This window comes from Chryseobacterium sp. HNCC26DJ238 (assembly GCF_057180465.1).
Genome location: NZ_JBXUGI010000001.1, coordinates 322883 through 342666, shown reverse-complemented (window position 1 = coordinate 342666; position 19784 = coordinate 322883). Strand labels below are relative to the sequence as shown.

Sequence of the window (19784 nt, the reverse complement as noted above, 5' to 3'; positions counted from 1 at the left end):
AAATGAAATTATGCCTGTAAGAAATTATACCTATTACGATTATACGATCAGTCTTTGCCCGGAATGCCTGAAAAGGGTAGGCGCAAAAATCATCATTGAGGATGAATCTGTTTTTATGACCAAAAGATGTCCGGATCACGGTTTTTTCAAAACGATGATTGCTTCTGATGTCCAATATTATAAAAATATAAGAAATTACAATAAAGCTTCTGAAATGCCGGTTCATTTCGGAACAGATGTAGAATACGGATGCCCTTACGATTGCGGGTTATGTGTTGATCATGAGCAGCACAGCTGCCTTTCTATAGTGGAAGTAACAGACCGCTGTAATCTCACCTGTCCCACCTGTTATGCAATGTCTTCACCGCATTACGGCAGCCACAGGAGCTTAGAACAGATCGAAGCAATGTTTGATACCATCGTCAAAAACGAGGGGCAGCCAGACGTTGTACAGATCAGTGGCGGTGAACCGACCATTCACCCTGAGTTTTTCAGGATCATGGATATTGCCAAATCAAAGCCCATTAAACATTTGATGCTCAATACGAACGGAATCCGGATTGCCAACGATCCCGGTTTCGCAGAAAAACTGGCAGCGTACGCTCCCGAATTTGAAATTTATCTCCAGTTTGATTCATTCAGACCCGAAGTTCTGGAAAATTTCAGAGGAAAAGATCTGACGAATGTCCGTATGAAAGCTTTGGAGAAATTAAATGAATTAAATCTTTCCACAACACTTGTTATCGTCCTTCAGAAAGGAAAAAACATTGACGAAATAGGAAAGCTGATTGACTTTGCTTTAAAGCAGAAATGCGTCCGTGGAATTACTTTTCAGCCTGTTGAGGTTGCAGGAAGGAACAGGGAGGATTCTGCTCATGAAAAAATTACGCTAACGGAAGTTCGTCAGGAAATATTAAATCAGTTTCCGCTCCTGAATGGAGATGATATCATTCCTGTTCCGTGTAACCCGGATTCTTTGGCAATGGGATATATTTTAAAGCTTGAAGGTGAAACGATTCCTCTGACCCGATATATCAATCCTGCTGATCTGCTGAACAATGAAACCAGGAATACCATTGTTTATGAGCAGGATGCAGGTTTACAGATGCAGCTTCTGGATATCTTCAGCACCGGAATATCAGTAGATCAGGTACAGCCTAAGGTCAACCAGTTACTCTGCTGTCTGCCGGAAGTTTCTGCACCGAATTTAGATTACGATAACCTGTTCAGAATTATCATTATGAATTTTATGGATGCCCACGATTTTGACGTTCGGGCAGTCAAAAAATCATGCGTTCATATTGTCAATAAAGACCTTAAAATGATTCCATTTGAGACCATGAATTTATTTTACCGTGATGATAAAAGTAAATATCTTGAAGAATTAAGAAGAGAGGATAGGGTTTTGTTTTGAATTAAAATTACCACTTTACAAAGCGAAAGAAAAATTTTGAATCAAAGAACAAATAGCGAATTTGCGCAAGTTTTGGGAAATCAGGATTAAATTTTAGTAGTAAAAGTCTTGAAATAGCATCAGCAACTTTACGAAGGTAATTTTATTTCAAGACTAAAAACTATGTTTAATCAAATTTCATGATTTCATTCAGTGTATTTATATACTCATAAGCCGTAAGGTCAAACTTAACCGGAACAATAGAAATATATCCGTTTGCCAAAGCTGTTTCATCAGCATCCTCTGATTCATCCATATTATTGAAATATCCGGTAAGCCAGTAGTATTTTTTACCATGCGGGTTGATTCTTTCATCAAAACTTTCCTCCCATTTTGCATTGGCCTGCTTACAGATTTTAATCCCTCTGATTTCCTCTTTTGGAAGTTTGGGGATATTGACGTTGAGAACAATACCTTTAGGCATAGGGTTTTCCAGGGTTTTCCTTACAATATTCTGAATGTATTCCTTTGCCTGCGCAAAATCTGCTTCCCAGCTGAAGTCTAAAAGTGAAAACCCGATGGAAGGAAGACCTTCTACACCGCCTTCCACTGCTGCTGACATAGTCCCGGAGTAAATAACATTAATTGAAGAGTTTGCACCGTGATTAATCCCTGAAACGACAATATCAGGCCTTCTTGGAAGGATCTTGTCCAGAGCCATCTTTACACAGTCTACAGGCGTTCCGCTGCATGAATAATCAGTCTGTGGTCCCTCAAGCTGTACCTCTTCGTAACTCAGTGTCGAGTTGATGGTAATGGCATGGCCTTTCCCGCTTTGCGGAGAATTGGGAGCAACCACGATTACTTCTCCGATTTCGTTCATAAATTCTATAAGATTTCTGATACCGGGAGCTGTAATTCCATCATCATTGGTTACCAGAATTAGTGGTTTTTCCATAAAAATTAAATTTTAACAAAATTACTTAAAACTAATTGATAATTATAAATAAGGTATTAAATTTGATAGTTTGTAACAGTCGTTTAATAAATACAACTTATTATATGATTTTAAATAAATTTAATAAAAATATATTACAGATTTATGTGGAAAAATTTTAAACTAAATAAATTTCTACTCCTTATTCCATTAACAAGTCTTATGTTTTGTTTCAACTCGCCCAAGAATGACGATGAGAAAATGCAGACGATAATGGTGAGCGTTAAAAATACACTATCTTACTTACACTACAGTCCAAAACCCATCAACGATGCTTATTCAAAGGATGTTTATAAACATTATTTTGAAATGATCGATCCGGGGAAAAGATATTTTCTGCAGTCAGACATGACGGAATTTGGCAAGCATGAAACCAAACTTGACGATTATCTGAATGTAGGAGACCTGTCTTTCTATAAACTCACCATTGACAGATTATACCAGAGAGTTGATGAAATTGATAAAATCACTCAGGAAATTTTCAGCCAGCCCATCAATCTGGAAGAAGACGAAACGCTGACACTGGAGTCAAAACTTAAAAAAGTTCCTGCAGATAAAAAAGAGCAGTACAATGAATGGAGAAAATTTATCAAGTATAATATTCTTCAGGAAATCGAATCCATGAACAGCAAAGAAGAAGCTCAGAAAGAAAAGAAAGACTCTGTGCAGAAATACAAGCTTAATGATACGATCAAACTTGAGATCCTTACCCCTGATCAAAAGAAATTAAAGGCAACTGATGAGGTTAAAGACCTTGTAAAAGAAACATTTACAAGATTTAAGAAAAGAAAGAAAATGGATTGGTTTACGGTTTATATGAATGCGTATACAGAAGTTTTCGATCCCCACACCAACTATTATTCTCCAAAAGATAAGGAAGATTTTGATACTCAGTTTAAAGGAAAGGTCATCGGAATCGGAGCCATCATTCAGGAGAAAAAAGGTAATCTTTTCCTCGGAGCTTTAACGATCGGTGCACCCGCATGGAAATCAAAGAAACTTTCTGAAGGAGATAAGATTCTGAAAGTAAGATCTAAACCGAAGGAAGATGCTGTAAATGTTGTAGGAATGCTTTCTGATGAAGCCGTGAGACTGATCAGAGGTGAAAAAGGAACTCCGGTTACTTTAACCGTTCAGAAAAAAGATAAAACAATTGTTGAGGTAACAATGATCCGTGAAGAAGTAGCAATTGAAGATACTTTTGCTAGAAGTATCATCGTTAATTCCACTAACGGAAAAAAATACGGATTCATCAATTTACCAAGTTTCAATGCAGATTTTGAAGATGAAAAAGGAAGAAATGCTTCTGATGACATCAAAAACGAAATCATAAAATTAAAAGCTCAGGGAATTGAAGGAATCGTCCTGGATCTCAGAAATAATGGAGGTGGTTCACTGACGGAAGTCGGTGACATCATGGGACTGTTTATGAATGCAGGTCCTTATGTACAGGTGAAAGACGGAAACGGAAAAATCCAAACTTTAAAAAACAAACAGGAAACTCCGATCTGGACAGGTCCTTTGGTGATCATGCAAAATGAGCTTTCTGCTTCAGCTTCTGAGATTTTAGCCGGTGCTATGCAGGATTATGGAAGAGCAATTATTGTAGGTTCTCCACAGTCATTCGGAAAAGGAACGGTACAGACATTTGTAGACTTAAACAGGTTTTTAAATACAGAAGATGACTTCGGGTCTTTAAAACTGACGATTCAGAAATTCTACAGAATAAGCGGGGAATCTAACCAGAGAAAAGGAATTGTTTCAGATATCAGAATGGAAGATTTCTTTACGTATGCCGAAGTGGGTGAAAGGTATGATGATTTTGCTTTGGCATGGGACAAAATTCCTAGTTCAAATTACCAGAAACTGAGTTATTTTGATGTTAAAGCTTTAGAGAAGTCCAGCAATGAGAGAATGGCGAAAAACACCAATTACCAGTTATTGCTAGAATCCGCAAAATGGAGAGAACAACTGGATAAAGAAGAGACAATCACTTTGAATATGACCAAATTCAACGAACTGATGAAGCAGAGAAAGGCGCAGATTGAAAAATTCAAGGCATTGACCAAATTTGAAAACGGTCTTAAATTCTCGATGTATCCTTCGGAAATGGAGAGAGAGAAAAAAGATGAAGCATTTAAGAAGAAATCTGAAATGTGGATCAAGAATCTTAAGAAAGACACTTATCTTCAGGAAGCGATGAATATTATCGCCGAAATGAAAACAAAGGCTTAAGCAAAATAATAAAAATAAGCGGCGCTGATCTCAGATCAGCGCCGCTTATTTTTTACAGAATAATGAATGAACTTATTTAATTTCCACGCATCCTACTCTTCCTCCTGCATTGCCTGTAGGCTGAGTCATATAATCGTCTTTTCCTGTATGGATAATTAGCCCTCTGCCCATAATGGTTTTTGCCTCTTCAGGACAGTCCAGACACCATTTGTCTGTTCTAAAGGTCAGCTTTGCTTTCCCCTGATGGTCAGCTACGAGGTTTCCTATATCTCCCATGTGGAAATGTGCATTTCCCCACTTTCCATGGTTAGATTTTGAAGGATTCCAATGGCCGCCTGCGGATTCTGCAGTGGGAGAGGAACAGTCCGCTTTTTCATGGATATGAACGGCATGAACACCGGGAGTTAAATTATTCACTTCCAGATTTAGAACTACATCGTTGCCGGTCTGTGTAAATTTTGCAGTTCCTTCTGTTTGTGTTCCGCTTTTTGCCGAAATGGAATAGGTTTTACTTGAGCTGCAAGATGCTGATAATACAGCTAAACCTGTTAATACTATTAAAGTTTTTGGTTTCATAAAAAAAGTACTTATGTGTTTTCAACCTAAATTTACAAATAATTTCATAAACCCGGTAACTGACGGTTTTCTTTATTAGCAATAAATGACAACTAAAACTGACAGTAACCTCATACCTTTGTAAAAAAACAGAGTGAAAGAATATAAAATAAGAATGGTGAAAATCATTCAGTATATTGACGAAAATCTTGATACTGAACTTACTTTAGAAACAGTCTCGGAGGTTGGTTCCTATTCTTCATTTCATTTTCACAGAATCTTCAAACTGATTACCGGTGAAACACTGCAGCAGTATATTTCCAGAAAAAGGACAGAGAAAAGCGCATTTTACCTGTCACTGCGAAAAAATGTACAGGTAAAAGATATTTACCTGAACCTCGGTTTCTCCAGTCATTCAGGTTTTAATAAAACTTTCAAAAAGTACTACGGCAAATCCCCGACAGAATTCAGAAAAGCCAGTCCTGAAAAATTTCATACGGTCTCCAGGATACAGAGCAATAACGGACAGGTTGATACTGTTTTTGCCTCCTACCTTTGCAATATGGAAAACCTTATACACTGGACCGCAATGAATCTAAAAATTAAAGTAACACAACTTCCGGAGATGAATCTTGCAGCCGTCATGAGCCTTGGGATTGCTAATGTAGAAACATCTTTCAACATCCTGATCGACTGGGCTAAAGAAAGAAAATTATTCCCTCAGGAAGACCTCAAAATGATCTCTGTTTACCATGACAGCTTTAAAGTAACGGCAGCAGATAAAGTGAGAATACACGCCTGTATGCTTTTGAATGAGCCAATGAAAAAACAGGAGGAAGAAATATTTCCTGAAATTCTGGAAGCCGGAAAATTCATCGTCGGAAGTGGAGAACTCACCCTTGCCGAGTTTGAGCAATCATGGGTATCATTATTTCTATGGATGAAAGAAAATAACTACTCAACCCGCAAAGCATTTCCTTTTGAGATTTACCATTCTGATTTCAAAGAACATCCCGAAGGAAAAATGATCGTTGATTTCTGTATTCCCATTCAGTAATTCAAAGCAGGGATAAATTTCTTTTCCTAAAAGACAGATATCAGGATTGAAAGAATTTTGATACCCATCATCCATATTCCTCGAACAGGTCTTTTATAAACTAAAGGGAAGTAGATTTTTCAGGACAATCTTTGCCAAAGTAATATTATACATTAAAAACAGCGATTCAGAAATCAAAATCTACCGCTCAGTAACAAAAAATTATTTCAGGCCAAAATTCAGCCTACTTTTGAATCGAAATAAGACAGCTATGAAAACAAAACTACTTTTTCTTATCCCATTTTTTCTGTGTGCATTAAATTCTGCCCAGACGAAAATTTCGGGAAAAGTAACTTTCAAAAACAGAGGGATCAATGAAGTTAACGTAACTCTGAAAGATACTTATGACGGAGGTACAACAGATTCTGAAGGAAATTTTTCTTTTGAAACTTCTGAAACGGGCAGTCATTTACTCACCTTTGTGCATCCGAAATACAATGAAATTGAAAAGTCCGTTTTTATTGAAGGTCACGATATCTCTGTCAATGCAGAACTGAAAGAGCAGATTAATGAAATAGATGCTGTGGTAGTGTCTGCCGGTTCTATAGAGGCCAGTGATAAGAAAAGGGCAACAGCGCTTCTTACACCGATTGATATTTACACGACAGCAGGAGCAGACGGACAGATTTCTTCAGCTTTAAATTATCTTCCGGGCGTACAGAAAGTAGGAGAAACAGAAGGCCTGTTCGTTCGCGGTGGAACAGGATCAGAAACTAAAATTTTTATGGATGGAAGTTTAATCAATAATTACTTTTCCAGCTCCGTTCCCGGTATTGCAGGGAGAGACCGTTTCAATACGTCTCTTTTCAAGGGGAATATTTTTTCCAGCGGTGGATATTCCGCTTTGTACGGACAGGCACTTTCGGGAGCATTGATGCTTGAAAGTGTAGACCTTCCCGATCAGAGTTCTTATGATTTTGGTATTTCACCAATATTTTTCAACGGCAGTTTTCAGAAGCTGAACAATAATAAAAATGTTTCGTATGGAGCAAGTGCAGGCTATTCATCATTAGATCTTATGCAGAATATTTTTAATTTTAATACTGATTTTGTGAATGCCCCGCAAGGTTTTAACGGCGATGCCAATTTCAGGATCAGGACAAAATCAGGAGGCTTTTTAAAATATTATGGGATGTATGATTCCAATAAATTGGGTGTAAAAACTGAAAGCTTAGAGCCGGAATATGATTTTTCTGCGGTAAGGCTAAAGGGAAAAAACACCTATCACAATGTATCTTTCAGGCAAAAATTCGGAAAGTACCTTTTTAATGCAGGAGCTTCTTACTCTTATAACCAGTCTGATTTACAGTTTTCTACTGAAAAAGACAATATTGAATCTGGTAAAACTTCGTTATTGAATGATGGAAATTATATTAACTTCAAAGCTGTTGCGGACAGAAAAATTAATAAAATAAGTGCATTGCGGGGTGGTATTGAATTAAATCAAACGAATGAAAAACTTAATTTCGGTCAGATCAGCAAAAATTATCAGGATCTTATTTCTTCTGTTTTTGTTGAAACAGATTTAGGTTTCAGTAATCATTTTTCTGCCAAGATTGGGGTAAGGGGAGAGCATTCTTCTTTTCTTGATAAGAGTAATTTTGCCCCCCGTTTTGCCCTGGCATACCGTCTGGCGGAGGACTGGACAACATCTTTCGCATACGGACTGTTTTATCAGAATCCTGAAAGTAAATACATCAATTCTTCAGCAGACTTAGATTTTCAAAGATCACAGCATTATATTTTTCAGGTTCAGAGATCAACAGAGGGAAGAAGCCTTCGATTTGAAGCTTTTTATAAACAGTATGATGCACTGATCAAAACACAGAATATTGTTCCGGACAGTGAGCAGAATCAACAGGTTCAGAGTGCTTTTAACAATAATGGCAATGGTTTTGCCAAAGGGTTGGAATTATTCTGGAGAGACAAGAAAACATTTGACAATTTTGATTATTGGATCAGTTATTCATTTCTGGATTCTAGGCGAGATTTTCTGAATTATCCTGTAAGTTTAAAACCTAATTTTGCTGCAGAACATACGGTTTCATTAGTGGCTAAAAGATTTATCCCTAAATGGAAAACAGGGGTTAATCTGTCATATACTTATGCAAAAGGGAGACCTTACTATGATATTATTACTCAAAATGATAAAAATATTATTAGGAACGAAGGCAGGCTGAAGGACTATAATTCACTTAATCTAAGTTTCAATTATCTTCCGAACCTGGGTAAAAAAGATGCAAAAGCATTTACGATCTTTGTGGTCAGCGTTTCCAATGTCTTAGGAAATAAAAATATTTACGGATACAATTTTTCACAAAACGGATCACGAAATTCAGCTGTTGTTCCGCCCGTTAATACCTTTGTTTTCGTAGGAATGTTTATCAGTTTCGGTGTTGATAAAACACAGGACGCCATTAATAATAATCTTTAATCTCATCAAAAAATAACCTTTAAATAGATATGTCATGAAAAAACAGTTTTTAAGTTTTACTTTAGTTCTGATCAGTTTACTGTCTTTTGCTCAGAACAGTTATGAAAAAGTAATGAAAGAAAAGATCGACAGAATTGAAAACGCAAAATCTGCTGATGCCCTTCAGGTATTGGCGAACGATTTTGAGAGGATTGCCGAAAAAGAAAAGGACAGGTGGCAGCCTAATTATTATGCAGCTTTTGCATACATCCAAAAGGGGAGAACTCTTATGAGGGAAAACAAACTTGAAGGACTTGATGCTCTTACAGATCAGGCTCAAAAATACATTGATGCTGCAACAGGTATAGAAAAAGAAAATTCAGAGATTCAACTGCTTCAGAAAATGGTCTATTCATTAAAAATGATGGTCAATCCGCAGGAGCGGTATATGACTTTTGGGATGAAAGCTCAGGAAGAATTAAATAAAGCAGAAAAACTGAATCCGGAAAATCCGCGGGTGCTTTTAATAAAGGCAGAAGATACCTACTTTACTCCCGAACAGTATGGAGGAAGTAAAGTAAAAGGAATGGAACAGTTTAAGAAGGCGTTGGAGAAATTTAATACATTTAAACCAAAAACGGCTTTAGATCCTGACTGGGGGAAGGCAGAAGCCGAATATTTCATAGGATCAGAATCTTCTTCAAAATAGTTTCAGTTCATTGATAAGAAAACCTTCTTCTCCAGAAGGTTTTTTTGGCAACAGTTCAGTTATAAAAATGAACCATTCAGTAAGAAATAATTTTTGTTGAACATAATTTGAATTATTTTTGAATCAGAAAATTGAATCATGAAACGTAAGGATCTTATCATATTGCTGTGGATTTCTCTTGGAACTTCACTATTCTTCTTTTTTGCACTTACTAATGACAAGACGTTTGAGAATTTTTTAATTTCTATAGTTGTTTCGATGATGTATTCCTTTCTCTTAGGTGCGGGGAATGCGTTAATCAATGATTTTTTAAACAAAAAATTCCCATGGTCTGAAGCAACGACGAAGAGGGCGGTTATCAGTATTGTTTCTATACTTATTGCCAACACTATTTTGGTTTATTTCTGTAATTATATAAACTTTGTGGTTTTCCAGAAAGCAGTTTCTGCACAGGAATATTTTTCCGGGAGATATAATTTTATCAATTGGTTCACCATTAATATTGCGCTGCTGATCTCTGCTTTTCTGCATGCAAAAGGGTTTATGGCAGAACTCAAGAAAACTTCCAGAAAAGAAGTTGTCGAGCAGAAGCTTATTGCAAAATCTGCGAACGCACAGTTTGAAAGTTTGAAAAATCAGCTTGATCCACATTTTCTTTTTAACTCATTAAATGTTCTGAGTTCTTTAATCGATGAAAATCCAAATCAGGCTCAAAAGTTTACAGCTTCGATGTCAAAGATTTACAGGTATGTTCTTGAGCAGAAAGATAAAGAACTGGTAACTATTGAAGATGAATTAGAGTTTGCTAAAACCTACAGTGAATTACTGAAAACGAGATTTGAAGACAGTGTTAATTTTATTTTCGATGTCAAAGATGAAGATTTGCGAAAATTTGTTGTTCCGCTTTCTCTGCAGCTGCTTTTGGAAAACTGTATTAAGCATAATTTAGCAACATCTTCAAAACCATTATTGATCAGAATTTTCACAGAAGGAAATACTTTATGTATAGAAAATAATTTACAGGTTCGTGAACAGATCAAAGAAAGTGCAGGAATAGGATTATCAAATATTGTCCAGCGGTACGCACTGTTGACCAATAAAAATGTATTCATTGAAAAATCTGAAGATTTTTTTAAAGTAAAACTTCCCGTGCTTAGCTATAAACCTGAAATAGTGAATAATTTAGCTCAAATGGATGATTATGCGTATGAAAGAGCGAAAAAGAAAATGAAAGAAATAAAAAGTTTCTACGGAAATTTGATTGCCTACTGTATGATTATTCCGTTCCTGACGATTGTAAACTTGATTACTTCTCCAAAAAACCTCTGGTTTTTTTGGCCGATGCTTGGGTGGGGAATTGGCTTAGCCGCTCATGGAATGGGTGCCTTTGCAGTGGGCAGGAATTGGGAGGAAAGAAAAATTAAAGAAATTTTAGAAAAACAGAATAGAAATGGAAAATTTGAATAAAGACAGCGTTCGTTATCGTGAAGCTGTAAAAAGAGTAAAAAGGATCAAAGGATTTTACATTCATGGACTGGTTTACTTTTTTGTCAATATCTTTATCATTGGTACAAAAGCGCTCAATGTAGATTCAGGAGAGAGATTCTGGGATCCGGATTTATTGAAACTTCCTTTGCTTTGGGGAGTTGGTCTCGCAGCACACGGTCTCAGTGTTTTTTTACCTGCATTGATTCTCGGCAGTGATTGGGAAGAAAAGAAAATAAGAGAATTAATGAATAAAAACAAATAAAATGAATGCACTGTATTTATTGTTTTATGGGTCGATTATCGTATGGTTTTTAAGCGAAATTTACTATAAGCGAAAATTTAAATCCGGAAAAAATGATGAGAAAAAAGATCAGTCTACCCTGAATATGCTTTGGGTGGTTATCATTCCCTCTGTATTTTTAGCCGTTACTGTTTCTAAACTGACGTCATTTCATATCAGAAATCAGTATTGGATTTTATACCTGGGTGAATTGTTCATTGTGACCGGAATTCTTTTCCGATGGATTATCATTAAATCTCTAGGTAAATTTTTTACCGTAGATGTTTCCATTAAAAAAGACCATCAGATCAAGAAAGAGGGATTTTACAGGTGGGTGAGGCACCCTTCTTATTCCTTTGCTCTTCTTACATTTTTAGGTCTTGGATTGTTTCTGAATAACTGGATCTCACTGTTCTTAGCCTTTTTACCTCCATTTTCAGCTTTTCTGTATCGGATCAGGATTGAAGAGCAGGCTCTGACAGAACAGTTTGGAAATGAATATTCAGTGTATAAAAAGAAAACGAAAAAGTTGATTCCATTTGTTTTTTAGCAGATTTATCTTAAAATAAACAGATCCCGGTTCATCAGAGTCGGGATTTTGCAGCTCAGTACTGAAAATCTACCGTTCGGTCATAAAAAGTTGAATCGTGCCTGTTTGCTGACCTAAATTTGACTCAGGAAAAACAAACAAATATAAATTTTAAAACAAATATTATGGAAAATTTATCAGTCAACAAAGAAAATTTGGCGTACAAAAAAGCAGCAAAGAGAGTAAAAGATCTAAAGGGATTCTACGGAAACCTAACATCATACTGTTTGGTTATCCCATTTTTATTAATTCTAAATCTTTTAACCTCGCCAGATCACTTATGGTTTTACTGGCCGATGTTAGGCTGGGGAGTAGGTCTTTCGATCCATGCAGCAGGCACTTTTGGAATAGGGAGAGATTGGGAGGAGAAAAAAATTCAACAATTGATGGAGGAGGAGAGAAAAAATTCAAAATCACTTTAATAGCTAACCTTTAAAACATAAAAAAATGAATTACAGTAGTGCACAGCAAAGAATGAAAGACCTCAAAGCATTTTATACAAACTGTATGTGGTTTGGGATTGTAACTATAATCTTATTTTTCAGAAAATTTTTCAGAACCGGAAACCTTTCTGAATCATTATTTGGTATTTCATTTATCCTGATCATTTGGGCTGTTATTTTAACAGTAAAAGCGGTAAAATTATTTATCTTAAACACAGAATGGGAGAATAAAATCCTTGAAGAAGAAATTCGCAAAGTGAAATGAAATTCATTCCCGGGATAAAAATAGGGTTAAAAGATTGATAAGTGAATAGACAGGTATTTTAATCTTACGTGTTTATAATTCTTTTTTCAATCATTTCTTTTGATACTTTTGCAGTGAAGAAATACTTTTCAATTCTGTATTTAAAACTAAAGCCAATATCCATGATAAAAACGGTCATCATAGAAGATGAGAAGCCAGCAGCAAGAAAACTGGAAAGAATGTTGAGTCTTTTTCCTGAATTACAGGTGGTTGCCAACCTGGAATCTGTGGAAGATGCCGTGAGATGGTTTTCTGAGAATGAGCATCCGCAGCTTATTTTTTCTGATATTGTTTTGGGAGACGGTCTTTCTTTTGATATTTTTGAGCAAATATCAACCAAAGCATTCATGATTTACACGACTGCCTTTGATCAGTACACTTTAAAGGCATTTAAATTAAACAGTATTGACTACCTTCTGAAACCCATTATGGAAGAGGATCTTGGAGGCGCAATTGAGAAATTCAAGTCGTTTCTCCCTTCAGATCAGTCTGTGAGCTCTGAAGATATCAAACAGCTTATTAAGAAAGAAAAGACTACGCTTTCAAGAATTCTGGTAAAGATAGGGTATAACTTAAAGATCGTCCAAACCCATGAGGTAAGCTGTTTCTTCAGTGAAAATAAAATTGTTTATTTACAGACTTCGGACCGTGTTTATCCTTCAGATTTTACTTTAGATGAATTGGCGGATGTCCTTGATGATAAGGTTTTTTTTCGTGTCAACAGGCAGTTTATTATTAATTCAGAATATATTAAAAATATCCATACATCCCCTAATTATAAGGTTGAGCTGAACTTTCAGCCCCAGGAAGAAATTACGGTGAGCAGGGATCGTGTCAAAGACTTTAAAGATTGGCTGGTGGGCTGAGCTAAAAATGATTCAGATGAAAGTTTAACTGGCAGCCATTAAACACTTCATCATTGTTGAGTGATTGATCGCAGAGGAAGTGTGAAACTAAAAGCTAATTGTGGAAACACCTGACTTAATCGTTCCTGCAAATAAAAAATGTTAATTGCCAAGTGTAACCATAATCCGCACGATACTTGTGCAATTTCAGATTTAATAACAATCCAAAGACCTATAAAATGCCTTTTATAGAAATTATATTCTGGATTTTTGATATATTCATTCGTGCTTTTTTTTCCTGAAATGAAGCGTAATACGACATGGGACACACCGTAAAATAGAATAGTATAATTTTTCTTTTCAGTAAAAAACCCAAAACAAAACGTTTCGGGTTTTATAATATCAGTCAGTTGACTTTCTTAAGATCCGGAGCAGTATTTATTACCTGAAAAGGGAGTGACATCAAAATACTCTAAATAACAAATGTTATTATTTCATACCAGTTCTATATACCGTAGATTCCACCGGAAACTGCAATTTGTTCACCCGTAATCCATCCTGCATCATCAGACGCAAGAAATACAGCTGCTTTTGCAATATCCTCCGGCTGACCGGTACGTCCGAGAGGAGTTGTGGCAATTAATTTTGCTTCAAACTCACTTCCTATAAATCCGCCACTGCGGGAACCTTCCGTTTCCACCACACCCGGCAAAATAGAATTGATCCGGATATTTCTGCCGGAAAATTCTTTCGAAAGGGACACAGTTACCGCATCGAGCGCTGCTTTTGTAGCAGAATACACAGAACCTGTTGGTAAAGGTGATCTGCTTACCCCTGAACTGATGTTGATAATATTTCCTCCCTGATCACCAAAAAGTTTCAGTGCTGACTGTATGGTGAAGATAGCTCCTAAAACGTTGATGTTAAATTGCTTAAGGAATGTTTCTGCTGAAACATCTTCGATAGGTTCATAATTATAAATTCCGGCATTGTTTACCAGAATATCCAATGTCCCAAAATTTTTTTTTGTTTCATTAAAAAGGTTGACAACTTCTGATTTTTTAGAGATATCACATTGTACAGCTATTGCGGTTCCACCGCTGTTGCTGATCTCATCAACCACCCTGTCTGCATCTTCTTTACCTGAAGCATAATTGACCACAACTTTAGCTCCTTCTGCTGCGAAATACTTTGCGATTGAAGCACCTATCCCTTTTGATGCACCTGTAATTACAGCGACCTTATTTTTTAATCTGTCCATTATTTTACTGTTATAAATTCTTAAACAAAAGTATCACAATAAATTTATTTTGGTAACTTTGTTACGAAAAGTAACAGTAACTGCGAGGTAACGCAGTAACAAAAAAGTAACCTTATGAGTTGTAAGCCCCTTCAAAAAGAACAACATAAAAAAGAGATGATGGCCGTTCAGGACTCCATGGACGTACTTAACGGAAAATGGAAAATACAGATCATCTCTTCAGTATGTTATTACAATAAGAGAAGATTTTCTGATATTCTAAATGATGTTGCCGGAATTTCCAATAAGATGTTGAGTAAAGAATTAAAAGAATTGGAAATCAATAAATTAATAAACAGGACGGTGCTGGATACTCAGCCTGTGACGGTTCAGTACGAGCTGACTGAACACGGAAAATCTCTGAAAAAAATTATTAATAATCTGACGGAGTGGGGAATAGCACACAGAAAAAAAATTATTGGAAATACCGGTGAAAGTGCAAAAAAGGAGATCATCCAGCTGGAGAAATAATATCTGATCCCCTGATGATCTTGATAATAAAAATATTGAATTTTAGAAATAAAAAAGACCCGATCGAGTCTTTTTTATATTATCTACGAAATAACTCCGCTTCCGATTAATTCATCATTAATGTACCAGGAAGCAAACTGTCCTTCGGCTATTGCAGACTGGGGATTCTCAAATTCCATATAGAATGCATTTTCAAACTGATAAATTTTTGCATTCTGCAAATCCTGCCTGTATCTAAATCTTGCCAGTACTTCCATTGATCCTCCGTTTTCCAATTTGAGGTCTTCACGCACCCAATGTACTTCGGAATTGTCAATTTTCAATGCCTTTTTATGCAATCCCGGAAAACTGTGGCTTTCTCCAACGAAAATAATGTTGTTTTCCATATCTCTCGACACGATAAAACAGCTTTCTTTATGTCCGCCTATTCCCAGTCCTTTACTTTGTCCGATCGTGAAAAACTGGGCTCCCTGATGCTTGCCGATAACCTTTCCGTCTGATTTTTTGTACTGGATTTTGCGGCTTAGATATTCAAGCTCTTCCTGTTTTGATGTAAAATCAGGAGTTTCCTGGGAAAACAGAGGTGAATCTTTGAAAATTTCCACAATTTCTCCTTTTTTAGGAACCAGCTGCTGCTGTAAAAACTGAGGCAGGCTTACTTTTCCGATAAAACATAATCCCTGGGAATCTTTTTTGTCGGCAGTCACAAGACCGATTTCTTTTGCGATTTCCCTTACTTCAGGTTTTGTGAGTTCACCAATCGGAAACAGTGCTTTGGATAACTGATCCTGATTTAGCTGACAAAGAAAATAAGACTGGTCTTTATTGTTATCTTTCCCGGCCAGAAGATGAAATATCTCTTTTCCGTTTTTGTCAGTTGTTGAGTCTACTCTTGCATAATGACCCGTTGCTACCTTATCTGCTCCCAGAGACATTGCTGTTTTCATAAAAACATCAAACTTCACTTCTCGGTTACACAACACATCAGGATTGGGCGTTCTCCCTTTCTGATATTCATCAAACATATAATCAACGATTCTCTCTTTATAAAGTTCGCTCATATCAATGACCTGGAAGGGAATTCCCAATTTCTGAGCAACCATCAGTGCATCATTGCTGTCTTCGATCCAGGGACATTCATCCTCTAAAGTCACGGATGCATCGTTCCAGTTTCTCATAAAAAGAGCAACAACTTCATGTCCCTGCTGTTGCAGCAAATATGCTGTCACACTTGAATCTACACCTCCGGAGAGGCCTACTACTACTTTCATTTATTCAATTTTACGAAACTCTTAACGGGAGTTCTTAGTTGAGCTGCAAAATTACAATAATCCTGTTCACAAAAAAAATGATAATTTTATGCATTGATAAAAACGATAGAATCACATAAGTGATATTTAAGTTCACACAAAAATATTTAACATGAAAAAACTATTTATTTCCTCACTCGTCTTAATTTCAGCATTATCTTTTTCTCAGGTAGCCGTTGGAACTCCAACTTCTGAAACCAACAGATGGACTTTCGGAGGCGGCTTGGGCGTAGGCTTCGGAAGTAATTCTTATTTTAATCTTCAGGTAACACCCAGAGTAGGATATCGGCTGACCAATGATCTGGAAGCCGGCCTGATAGGGAGTGTTTCCTGGCAGACGTCAGATTTTTACAAATCAACAATGTTTGGCGCAGGACCATTCGTAAATTATTATTTTGCAAGATCTTTCTTTGTCAGTGGGAATCTGCAGCATTTTTTTGTCAATTACGAAGATAAGTTCTACAACTTTAAAAACAACCAGCAGGAAACCGCTTTATATATGGGCGGCGGATATATGCAGCAGATCGGCAATAATTCTTTTATGCAGATCGGCCTGATGTATAATGTTCTGTATAGAGAAAACAACAGTGTTTTCTCAGGAGGCCTGATTCCGAGTGTGGGATTTGTGGTGGGGCTTTAGGAGATTTAAAGATTAAAGAATTAAAGAATTAAAAAATTTAATGATTTAATGATTTTTGTTAATGCTCAGATGATCCTTTTAAATTGGATAGAAATAAACAAAAAAGCATCGGGAAATTCCCGATGCTTTCGTTATGTTATTATTGGATTATTAAGATGATTTCTCAGTTGACTTTTTTGTCTTCTGACTTTTCCCTTCCAATCCGTCTTTTGCTTCATTCACATCTAAAGTTACCGTTTCACCTTCAGAAAGCTGTTTGTTTACCAACATTTCTGCCAACAGGTCTTCTATATACTTCTGAATAGCTCTCTTCAATGGTCTTGCACCAAAATCCTTGTCCCATCCTTTATCAGAAATGAAATCCTTGGCTTCTGCAGTTAAGTCTACTTTGTATCCTAATTTTTCAAGTCTTGAATAAAGTTTGCCCAATTCGATATCAATAATTTTAGAAATATCGGTTCTTTCAAGAGAGTTGAAGATCACGATATCATCAATTCTGTTTAAGAATTCAGGAGCAAATGCTTTTTTAAGTGCATTTTCAATGGTACTTCTCGTTCTTGAATCTGAATTCGATTTCTTGGCATTGGTTCCGAATCCTACACCGTCACCAAAGTCTTTAATATCTCTGGTTCCGATATTTGAAGTAAGAATAATAATTGTATTTCTAAAGTCAATTTTTCTTCCTAAACTATCGGTAACATGTCCTTCATCCAGAATCTGTAAAAGAATATTGAATACATCCGGGTGTGCTTTTTCAATCTCGTCCAACAGTACTACTGCATACGGTTTTCTTCTTACTGCTTCTGTCAGCTGTCCGCCTTCTTCATATCCAACGTATCCCGGAGGCGCACCTACCAATCTTGAAACGGCAAATTTCTCCATGTATTCACTCATATCAATTCTGATCAAAGCTTCATCAGAATCAAAAAGTTCTCTTGCCATTACTTTTGCAAGCTCAGTTTTACCGACACCAGTTGTTCCTAAGAAGATAAATGTACCGATAGGTCTGTTCGGATCTTTCAACCCGGCTCTGTTTCTCTGGATAGCCTTTACCACCTTTTTGACAGCATCTTCCTGGCCGATTACTTTTCCGTTCAGATTGTTATCCATTCCGGCGAGTTTATCAAGTTCGTTCTTGCCCACTTTTGTTACCGGAACACCACTCATCATCGAAACCACTTCGGCTACACTCTCTTCAGATACGGTTTCTTTTTTCTCTTTTACATCTTTGTCCCACTGATCCTGTGCAGAATTCAGTTCCATCTGCAGACGCTCTTCTTCATCCTTCAGTTTTCTTGCTTCCAGATAATCCTGTGCTTTTACAGCTTTTTGTTTCAGATCTTTGATATCTTCGATTTTCTTTTCAAAATCAATGATTTCGGTAGGAACCTTCATGTTTTTAATATAAACGCGAGACCCTGCCTCATCCATTGCGTCAATCGCCTTGTCAGGTAAAAAACGGTCTGTAATATATCGTGATGTCAAATTGACACACGCAAGAATAGCCTCATCCGTATAGACAACATTGTGATGTTCTTCGTATTTATCTTTAATCTGATTCAGAATCTGAATGGTCTCCTCAATATTGGTAGGTTCTACCATTACTTTCTGGAATCTTCTCTCCAGAGCACCGTCTTTCTCAATATACTGACGGTATTCATCAAGGGTAGTAGCACCGATACATTGAATTTCTCCTCTGGCAAGTGCCGGTTTAAACATATTGGATGCATCTAAACTTCCTGTAGAACTACCTGCACCTACAATCGTATGCAACTCATCGATGAATAAGATGACATCACGGTTCTTTTCAAGTTCCGTCATGATCGCTTTCATTCTTTCTTCAAACTGACCACGGTATTTTGTTCCGGCAACCAAACTGGCTAAATCCAGGGTGATTACCCTTTTTCCGAAAAGAACTCTGGAAACTTTCTTCTGCTGGATTCTTAAAGCCAAACCTTCGGCAATAGCAGATTTACCCACACCAGGCTCACCGATCAGCAACGGATTGTTTTTCTTTCTTCTGGATAAGATCTGTGAAACCCTTTCGATTTCTTTCTCACGACCGATGACAGGATCCAGTTTTCCATCTCTGGCCAAAGAAGTCAAATCTCTTCCAAAGTTATCCAAAGTTGGTGTTTTGCTTTTGGCAGAACCAAGATTTCCTGTAGGTTTTCTCATCTGCTCAAACTCTTCCCTGTCATCGTCATCGTCATAAGCAGAGTTCTGAGGCGTCTGACCAGAGTTTTTCAGCATCGTCTGGTACTCCCTTGAAACACCTTCGTAATCAATGTCGTAAGCCCCTAAAATACTTGAAGTAGGATCTTCATACTTGTATAAAATGCCTAAAAGTAAATGGACGGTATTAATCTCATTGCTCTTATATTGTCTGCATTCAAGCTCTGCACGCTTGATGGAATGATCTGCCATCTTCGTGAAAGAAATATTGGTAACCTCTTCAGAAATAGGATTTAGACTTGCTGTATTTAAAGTTTCAATTTTTCTTCTGATTTGTGTTAAATCGGCATTCAGCCCCTGAAGGATTTCTTTTGCAGAGTTTTCTGTTTTTATAATACCTAAAAGTAGATGTTCTGTATTAAGAAATTCACTTTTCAGCCGCTTAGCTTCATTTTTGCTCTGTTTGAACACCTGGCTCAAACCTTGTGAAAACTTATAATCCATAATATTGTATCTCAAATTGGAATAACGATAACATTTA

At 36.7% G+C, this 19784-nt stretch carries 18 protein-coding genes; 13 read left to right on the top strand and 5 right to left on the bottom strand.

Annotated features, from left to right (window positions below; translation table 11 throughout):
- Window positions 1-10 precede the first annotated feature (10 nt).
- The gene (locus AC2A07_RS01540) at window positions 11-1414 is read left to right on the top strand and encodes a radical SAM protein (RefSeq protein WP_484048898.1); all 1404 of its coding nucleotides are present in this window, start codon (window positions 11-13) and stop codon (window positions 1412-1414) included.
- 166 nt (window positions 1415-1580) lie between these two features.
- On the opposite strand, the gene surE is transcribed toward AC2A07_RS01540, so the two are convergent.
- Window positions 1581-2351, bottom strand: a complete 771-nt coding sequence (surE, locus tag AC2A07_RS01535; RefSeq protein ID WP_484048897.1) for a 5'/3'-nucleotidase SurE — start codon at window positions 2349-2351, stop codon at window positions 1581-1583.
- 144 nt (window positions 2352-2495) lie between these two features.
- Between surE and AC2A07_RS01530 the strand changes: the two genes are divergently transcribed.
- Window positions 2496-4625 (top strand): carboxy terminal-processing peptidase, encoded by a 2130-nt coding sequence (locus AC2A07_RS01530; protein WP_484048896.1) that lies wholly within the window; start codon window positions 2496-2498, stop codon window positions 4623-4625.
- A gap of 72 nt (window positions 4626-4697) precedes the next feature.
- Here the strand turns inward: AC2A07_RS01530 and AC2A07_RS01525 are convergent, their stop codons facing one another.
- A complete protein-coding gene (locus tag AC2A07_RS01525) occupies window positions 4698-5201 on the bottom strand; it encodes a superoxide dismutase family protein (protein WP_484048895.1) in 504 nt (167 codons plus the stop codon).
- Window positions 5202-5334: 133 nt separating this feature from the next.
- Between AC2A07_RS01525 and AC2A07_RS01520 the strand changes: the two genes are divergently transcribed.
- The 9 genes from AC2A07_RS01520 to AC2A07_RS01480 all read left to right on the top strand — a co-directional run bounded on the left by AC2A07_RS01520 (window position 5335) and on the right by AC2A07_RS01480 (window position 13368).
- Window positions 5335-6237 (top strand): AraC family transcriptional regulator, encoded by a 903-nt coding sequence (locus AC2A07_RS01520; protein ID WP_484048894.1) that lies wholly within the window; start codon window positions 5335-5337, stop codon window positions 6235-6237.
- A gap of 250 nt (window positions 6238-6487) precedes the next feature.
- Entirely contained in the window at window positions 6488-8710 is a 2223-nt protein-coding gene (locus AC2A07_RS01515) for a TonB-dependent receptor (RefSeq protein ID WP_484048893.1), read from the top strand.
- A gap of 34 nt (window positions 8711-8744) precedes the next feature.
- Entirely contained in the window at window positions 8745-9398 is a 654-nt protein-coding gene (locus AC2A07_RS01510; RefSeq protein WP_484048892.1) for a hypothetical protein, read from the top strand.
- A 138-nt stretch (window positions 9399-9536) separates the two neighbouring features.
- Window positions 9537-10865, top strand: a complete 1329-nt coding sequence (locus tag AC2A07_RS01505) for a 2TM domain-containing protein (RefSeq protein ID WP_484048891.1) — start codon at window positions 9537-9539, stop codon at window positions 10863-10865.
- Window positions 10849-11148: a 2TM domain-containing protein gene (locus AC2A07_RS01500; RefSeq protein ID WP_484048890.1), complete on the top strand. Its 300-nt coding sequence runs from the start codon at window positions 10849-10851 to the stop codon at window positions 11146-11148. Before AC2A07_RS01505 ends, AC2A07_RS01500 begins: the two co-directional genes overlap by 17 nt.
- Window position 11149: 1 nt before the next feature.
- Window positions 11150-11716 carry a methyltransferase family protein gene (locus AC2A07_RS01495; RefSeq protein ID WP_484048889.1) on the top strand — a complete coding sequence of 189 codons (567 nt, stop codon included), beginning with the start codon at window positions 11150-11152 and terminating at the stop codon, window positions 11714-11716.
- Between the two features lie 164 nt (window positions 11717-11880).
- The gene (locus tag AC2A07_RS01490; RefSeq protein ID WP_484048888.1) at window positions 11881-12177 is read left to right on the top strand and encodes a 2TM domain-containing protein; all 297 of its coding nucleotides are present in this window, start codon (window positions 11881-11883) and stop codon (window positions 12175-12177) included.
- Window positions 12178-12202: 25 nt separating this feature from the next.
- Window positions 12203-12463 carry a 2TM domain-containing protein gene (locus tag AC2A07_RS01485; protein ID WP_484048887.1) on the top strand — a complete coding sequence of 87 codons (261 nt, stop codon included), beginning with the start codon at window positions 12203-12205 and terminating at the stop codon, window positions 12461-12463.
- A gap of 161 nt (window positions 12464-12624) precedes the next feature.
- The gene (locus tag AC2A07_RS01480; RefSeq protein WP_484048886.1) at window positions 12625-13368 is read left to right on the top strand and encodes a LytR/AlgR family response regulator transcription factor; all 744 of its coding nucleotides are present in this window, start codon (window positions 12625-12627) and stop codon (window positions 13366-13368) included.
- 484 nt (window positions 13369-13852) lie between these two features.
- Here the strand turns inward: AC2A07_RS01480 and AC2A07_RS01475 are convergent, their stop codons facing one another.
- The gene (locus tag AC2A07_RS01475; RefSeq protein ID WP_484048885.1) at window positions 13853-14608 is read right to left on the bottom strand and encodes an SDR family NAD(P)-dependent oxidoreductase; all 756 of its coding nucleotides are present in this window, start codon (window positions 14606-14608) and stop codon (window positions 13853-13855) included.
- Window positions 14609-14722: 114 nt separating this feature from the next.
- On the opposite strand from AC2A07_RS01475, the gene AC2A07_RS01470 reads away from it, so the two are divergent.
- Complete coding sequence (locus tag AC2A07_RS01470; protein WP_484048884.1) at window positions 14723-15118, top strand: winged helix-turn-helix transcriptional regulator; 396 nt, start codon at window positions 14723-14725, stop codon at window positions 15116-15118.
- 83 nt (window positions 15119-15201) lie between these two features.
- On the opposite strand, the gene mnmA is transcribed toward AC2A07_RS01470, so the two are convergent.
- Window positions 15202-16389, bottom strand: a complete 1188-nt coding sequence (mnmA, locus tag AC2A07_RS01465; RefSeq protein WP_484048883.1) for a tRNA 2-thiouridine(34) synthase MnmA — start codon at window positions 16387-16389, stop codon at window positions 15202-15204.
- A 151-nt stretch (window positions 16390-16540) separates the two neighbouring features.
- Here mnmA and AC2A07_RS01460 point away from each other — a divergent pair, with 151 nt between their 5' ends.
- Window positions 16541-17068 (top strand): hypothetical protein, encoded by a 528-nt coding sequence (locus tag AC2A07_RS01460; RefSeq protein WP_484048882.1) that lies wholly within the window; start codon window positions 16541-16543, stop codon window positions 17066-17068.
- Window positions 17069-17218: 150 nt separating this feature from the next.
- Here AC2A07_RS01460 and AC2A07_RS01455 read toward each other — a convergent pair whose 3' ends face one another.
- Complete coding sequence (locus AC2A07_RS01455; RefSeq protein ID WP_314499173.1) at window positions 17219-19747, bottom strand: ATP-dependent Clp protease ATP-binding subunit; 2529 nt, start codon at window positions 19745-19747, stop codon at window positions 17219-17221.
- Window positions 19748-19784 lie beyond the last annotated feature (37 nt).

Coding starts and splice junctions, on each gene's coding strand:
- AC2A07_RS01505 (WP_484048891.1), top strand. CDS start 9,537: ATGAAACGTAAGGATCTTATCATATTGCTGTGGATTTCTCTTGGAACT.
- AC2A07_RS01485 (WP_484048887.1), top strand. CDS start 12,203: ATGAATTACAGTAGTGCACAGCAAAGAATGAAAGACCTCAAAGCATTT.
- AC2A07_RS01525 (WP_484048895.1), bottom strand. CDS start 5,201: ATGAAACCAAAAACTTTAATAGTATTAACAGGTTTAGCTGTATTATCA.
- AC2A07_RS01510 (WP_484048892.1), top strand. CDS start 8,745: ATGAAAAAACAGTTTTTAAGTTTTACTTTAGTTCTGATCAGTTTACTG.
- AC2A07_RS01530 (WP_484048896.1), top strand. CDS start 2,496: ATGTGGAAAAATTTTAAACTAAATAAATTTCTACTCCTTATTCCATTA.
- mnmA (WP_484048883.1), bottom strand. CDS start 16,389: ATGAAAGTAGTAGTAGGCCTCTCCGGAGGTGTAGATTCAAGTGTGACA.
- AC2A07_RS01460 (WP_484048882.1), top strand. CDS start 16,541: ATGAAAAAACTATTTATTTCCTCACTCGTCTTAATTTCAGCATTATCT.
- AC2A07_RS01495 (WP_484048889.1), top strand. CDS start 11,150: ATGAATGCACTGTATTTATTGTTTTATGGGTCGATTATCGTATGGTTT.
- AC2A07_RS01540 (WP_484048898.1), top strand. CDS start 11: ATGCCTGTAAGAAATTATACCTATTACGATTATACGATCAGTCTTTGC.
- AC2A07_RS01515 (WP_484048893.1), top strand. CDS start 6,488: ATGAAAACAAAACTACTTTTTCTTATCCCATTTTTTCTGTGTGCATTA.
- AC2A07_RS01470 (WP_484048884.1), top strand. CDS start 14,723: ATGAGTTGTAAGCCCCTTCAAAAAGAACAACATAAAAAAGAGATGATG.
- AC2A07_RS01475 (WP_484048885.1), bottom strand. CDS start 14,608: ATGGACAGATTAAAAAATAAGGTCGCTGTAATTACAGGTGCATCAAAA.
- surE (WP_484048897.1), bottom strand. CDS start 2,351: ATGGAAAAACCACTAATTCTGGTAACCAATGATGATGGAATTACAGCT.
- AC2A07_RS01490 (WP_484048888.1), top strand. CDS start 11,881: ATGGAAAATTTATCAGTCAACAAAGAAAATTTGGCGTACAAAAAAGCA.
- AC2A07_RS01480 (WP_484048886.1), top strand. CDS start 12,625: ATGATAAAAACGGTCATCATAGAAGATGAGAAGCCAGCAGCAAGAAAA.
- AC2A07_RS01455 (WP_314499173.1), bottom strand. CDS start 19,747: ATGGATTATAAGTTTTCACAAGGTTTGAGCCAGGTGTTCAAACAGAGC.
- AC2A07_RS01500 (WP_484048890.1), top strand. CDS start 10,849: ATGGAAAATTTGAATAAAGACAGCGTTCGTTATCGTGAAGCTGTAAAA.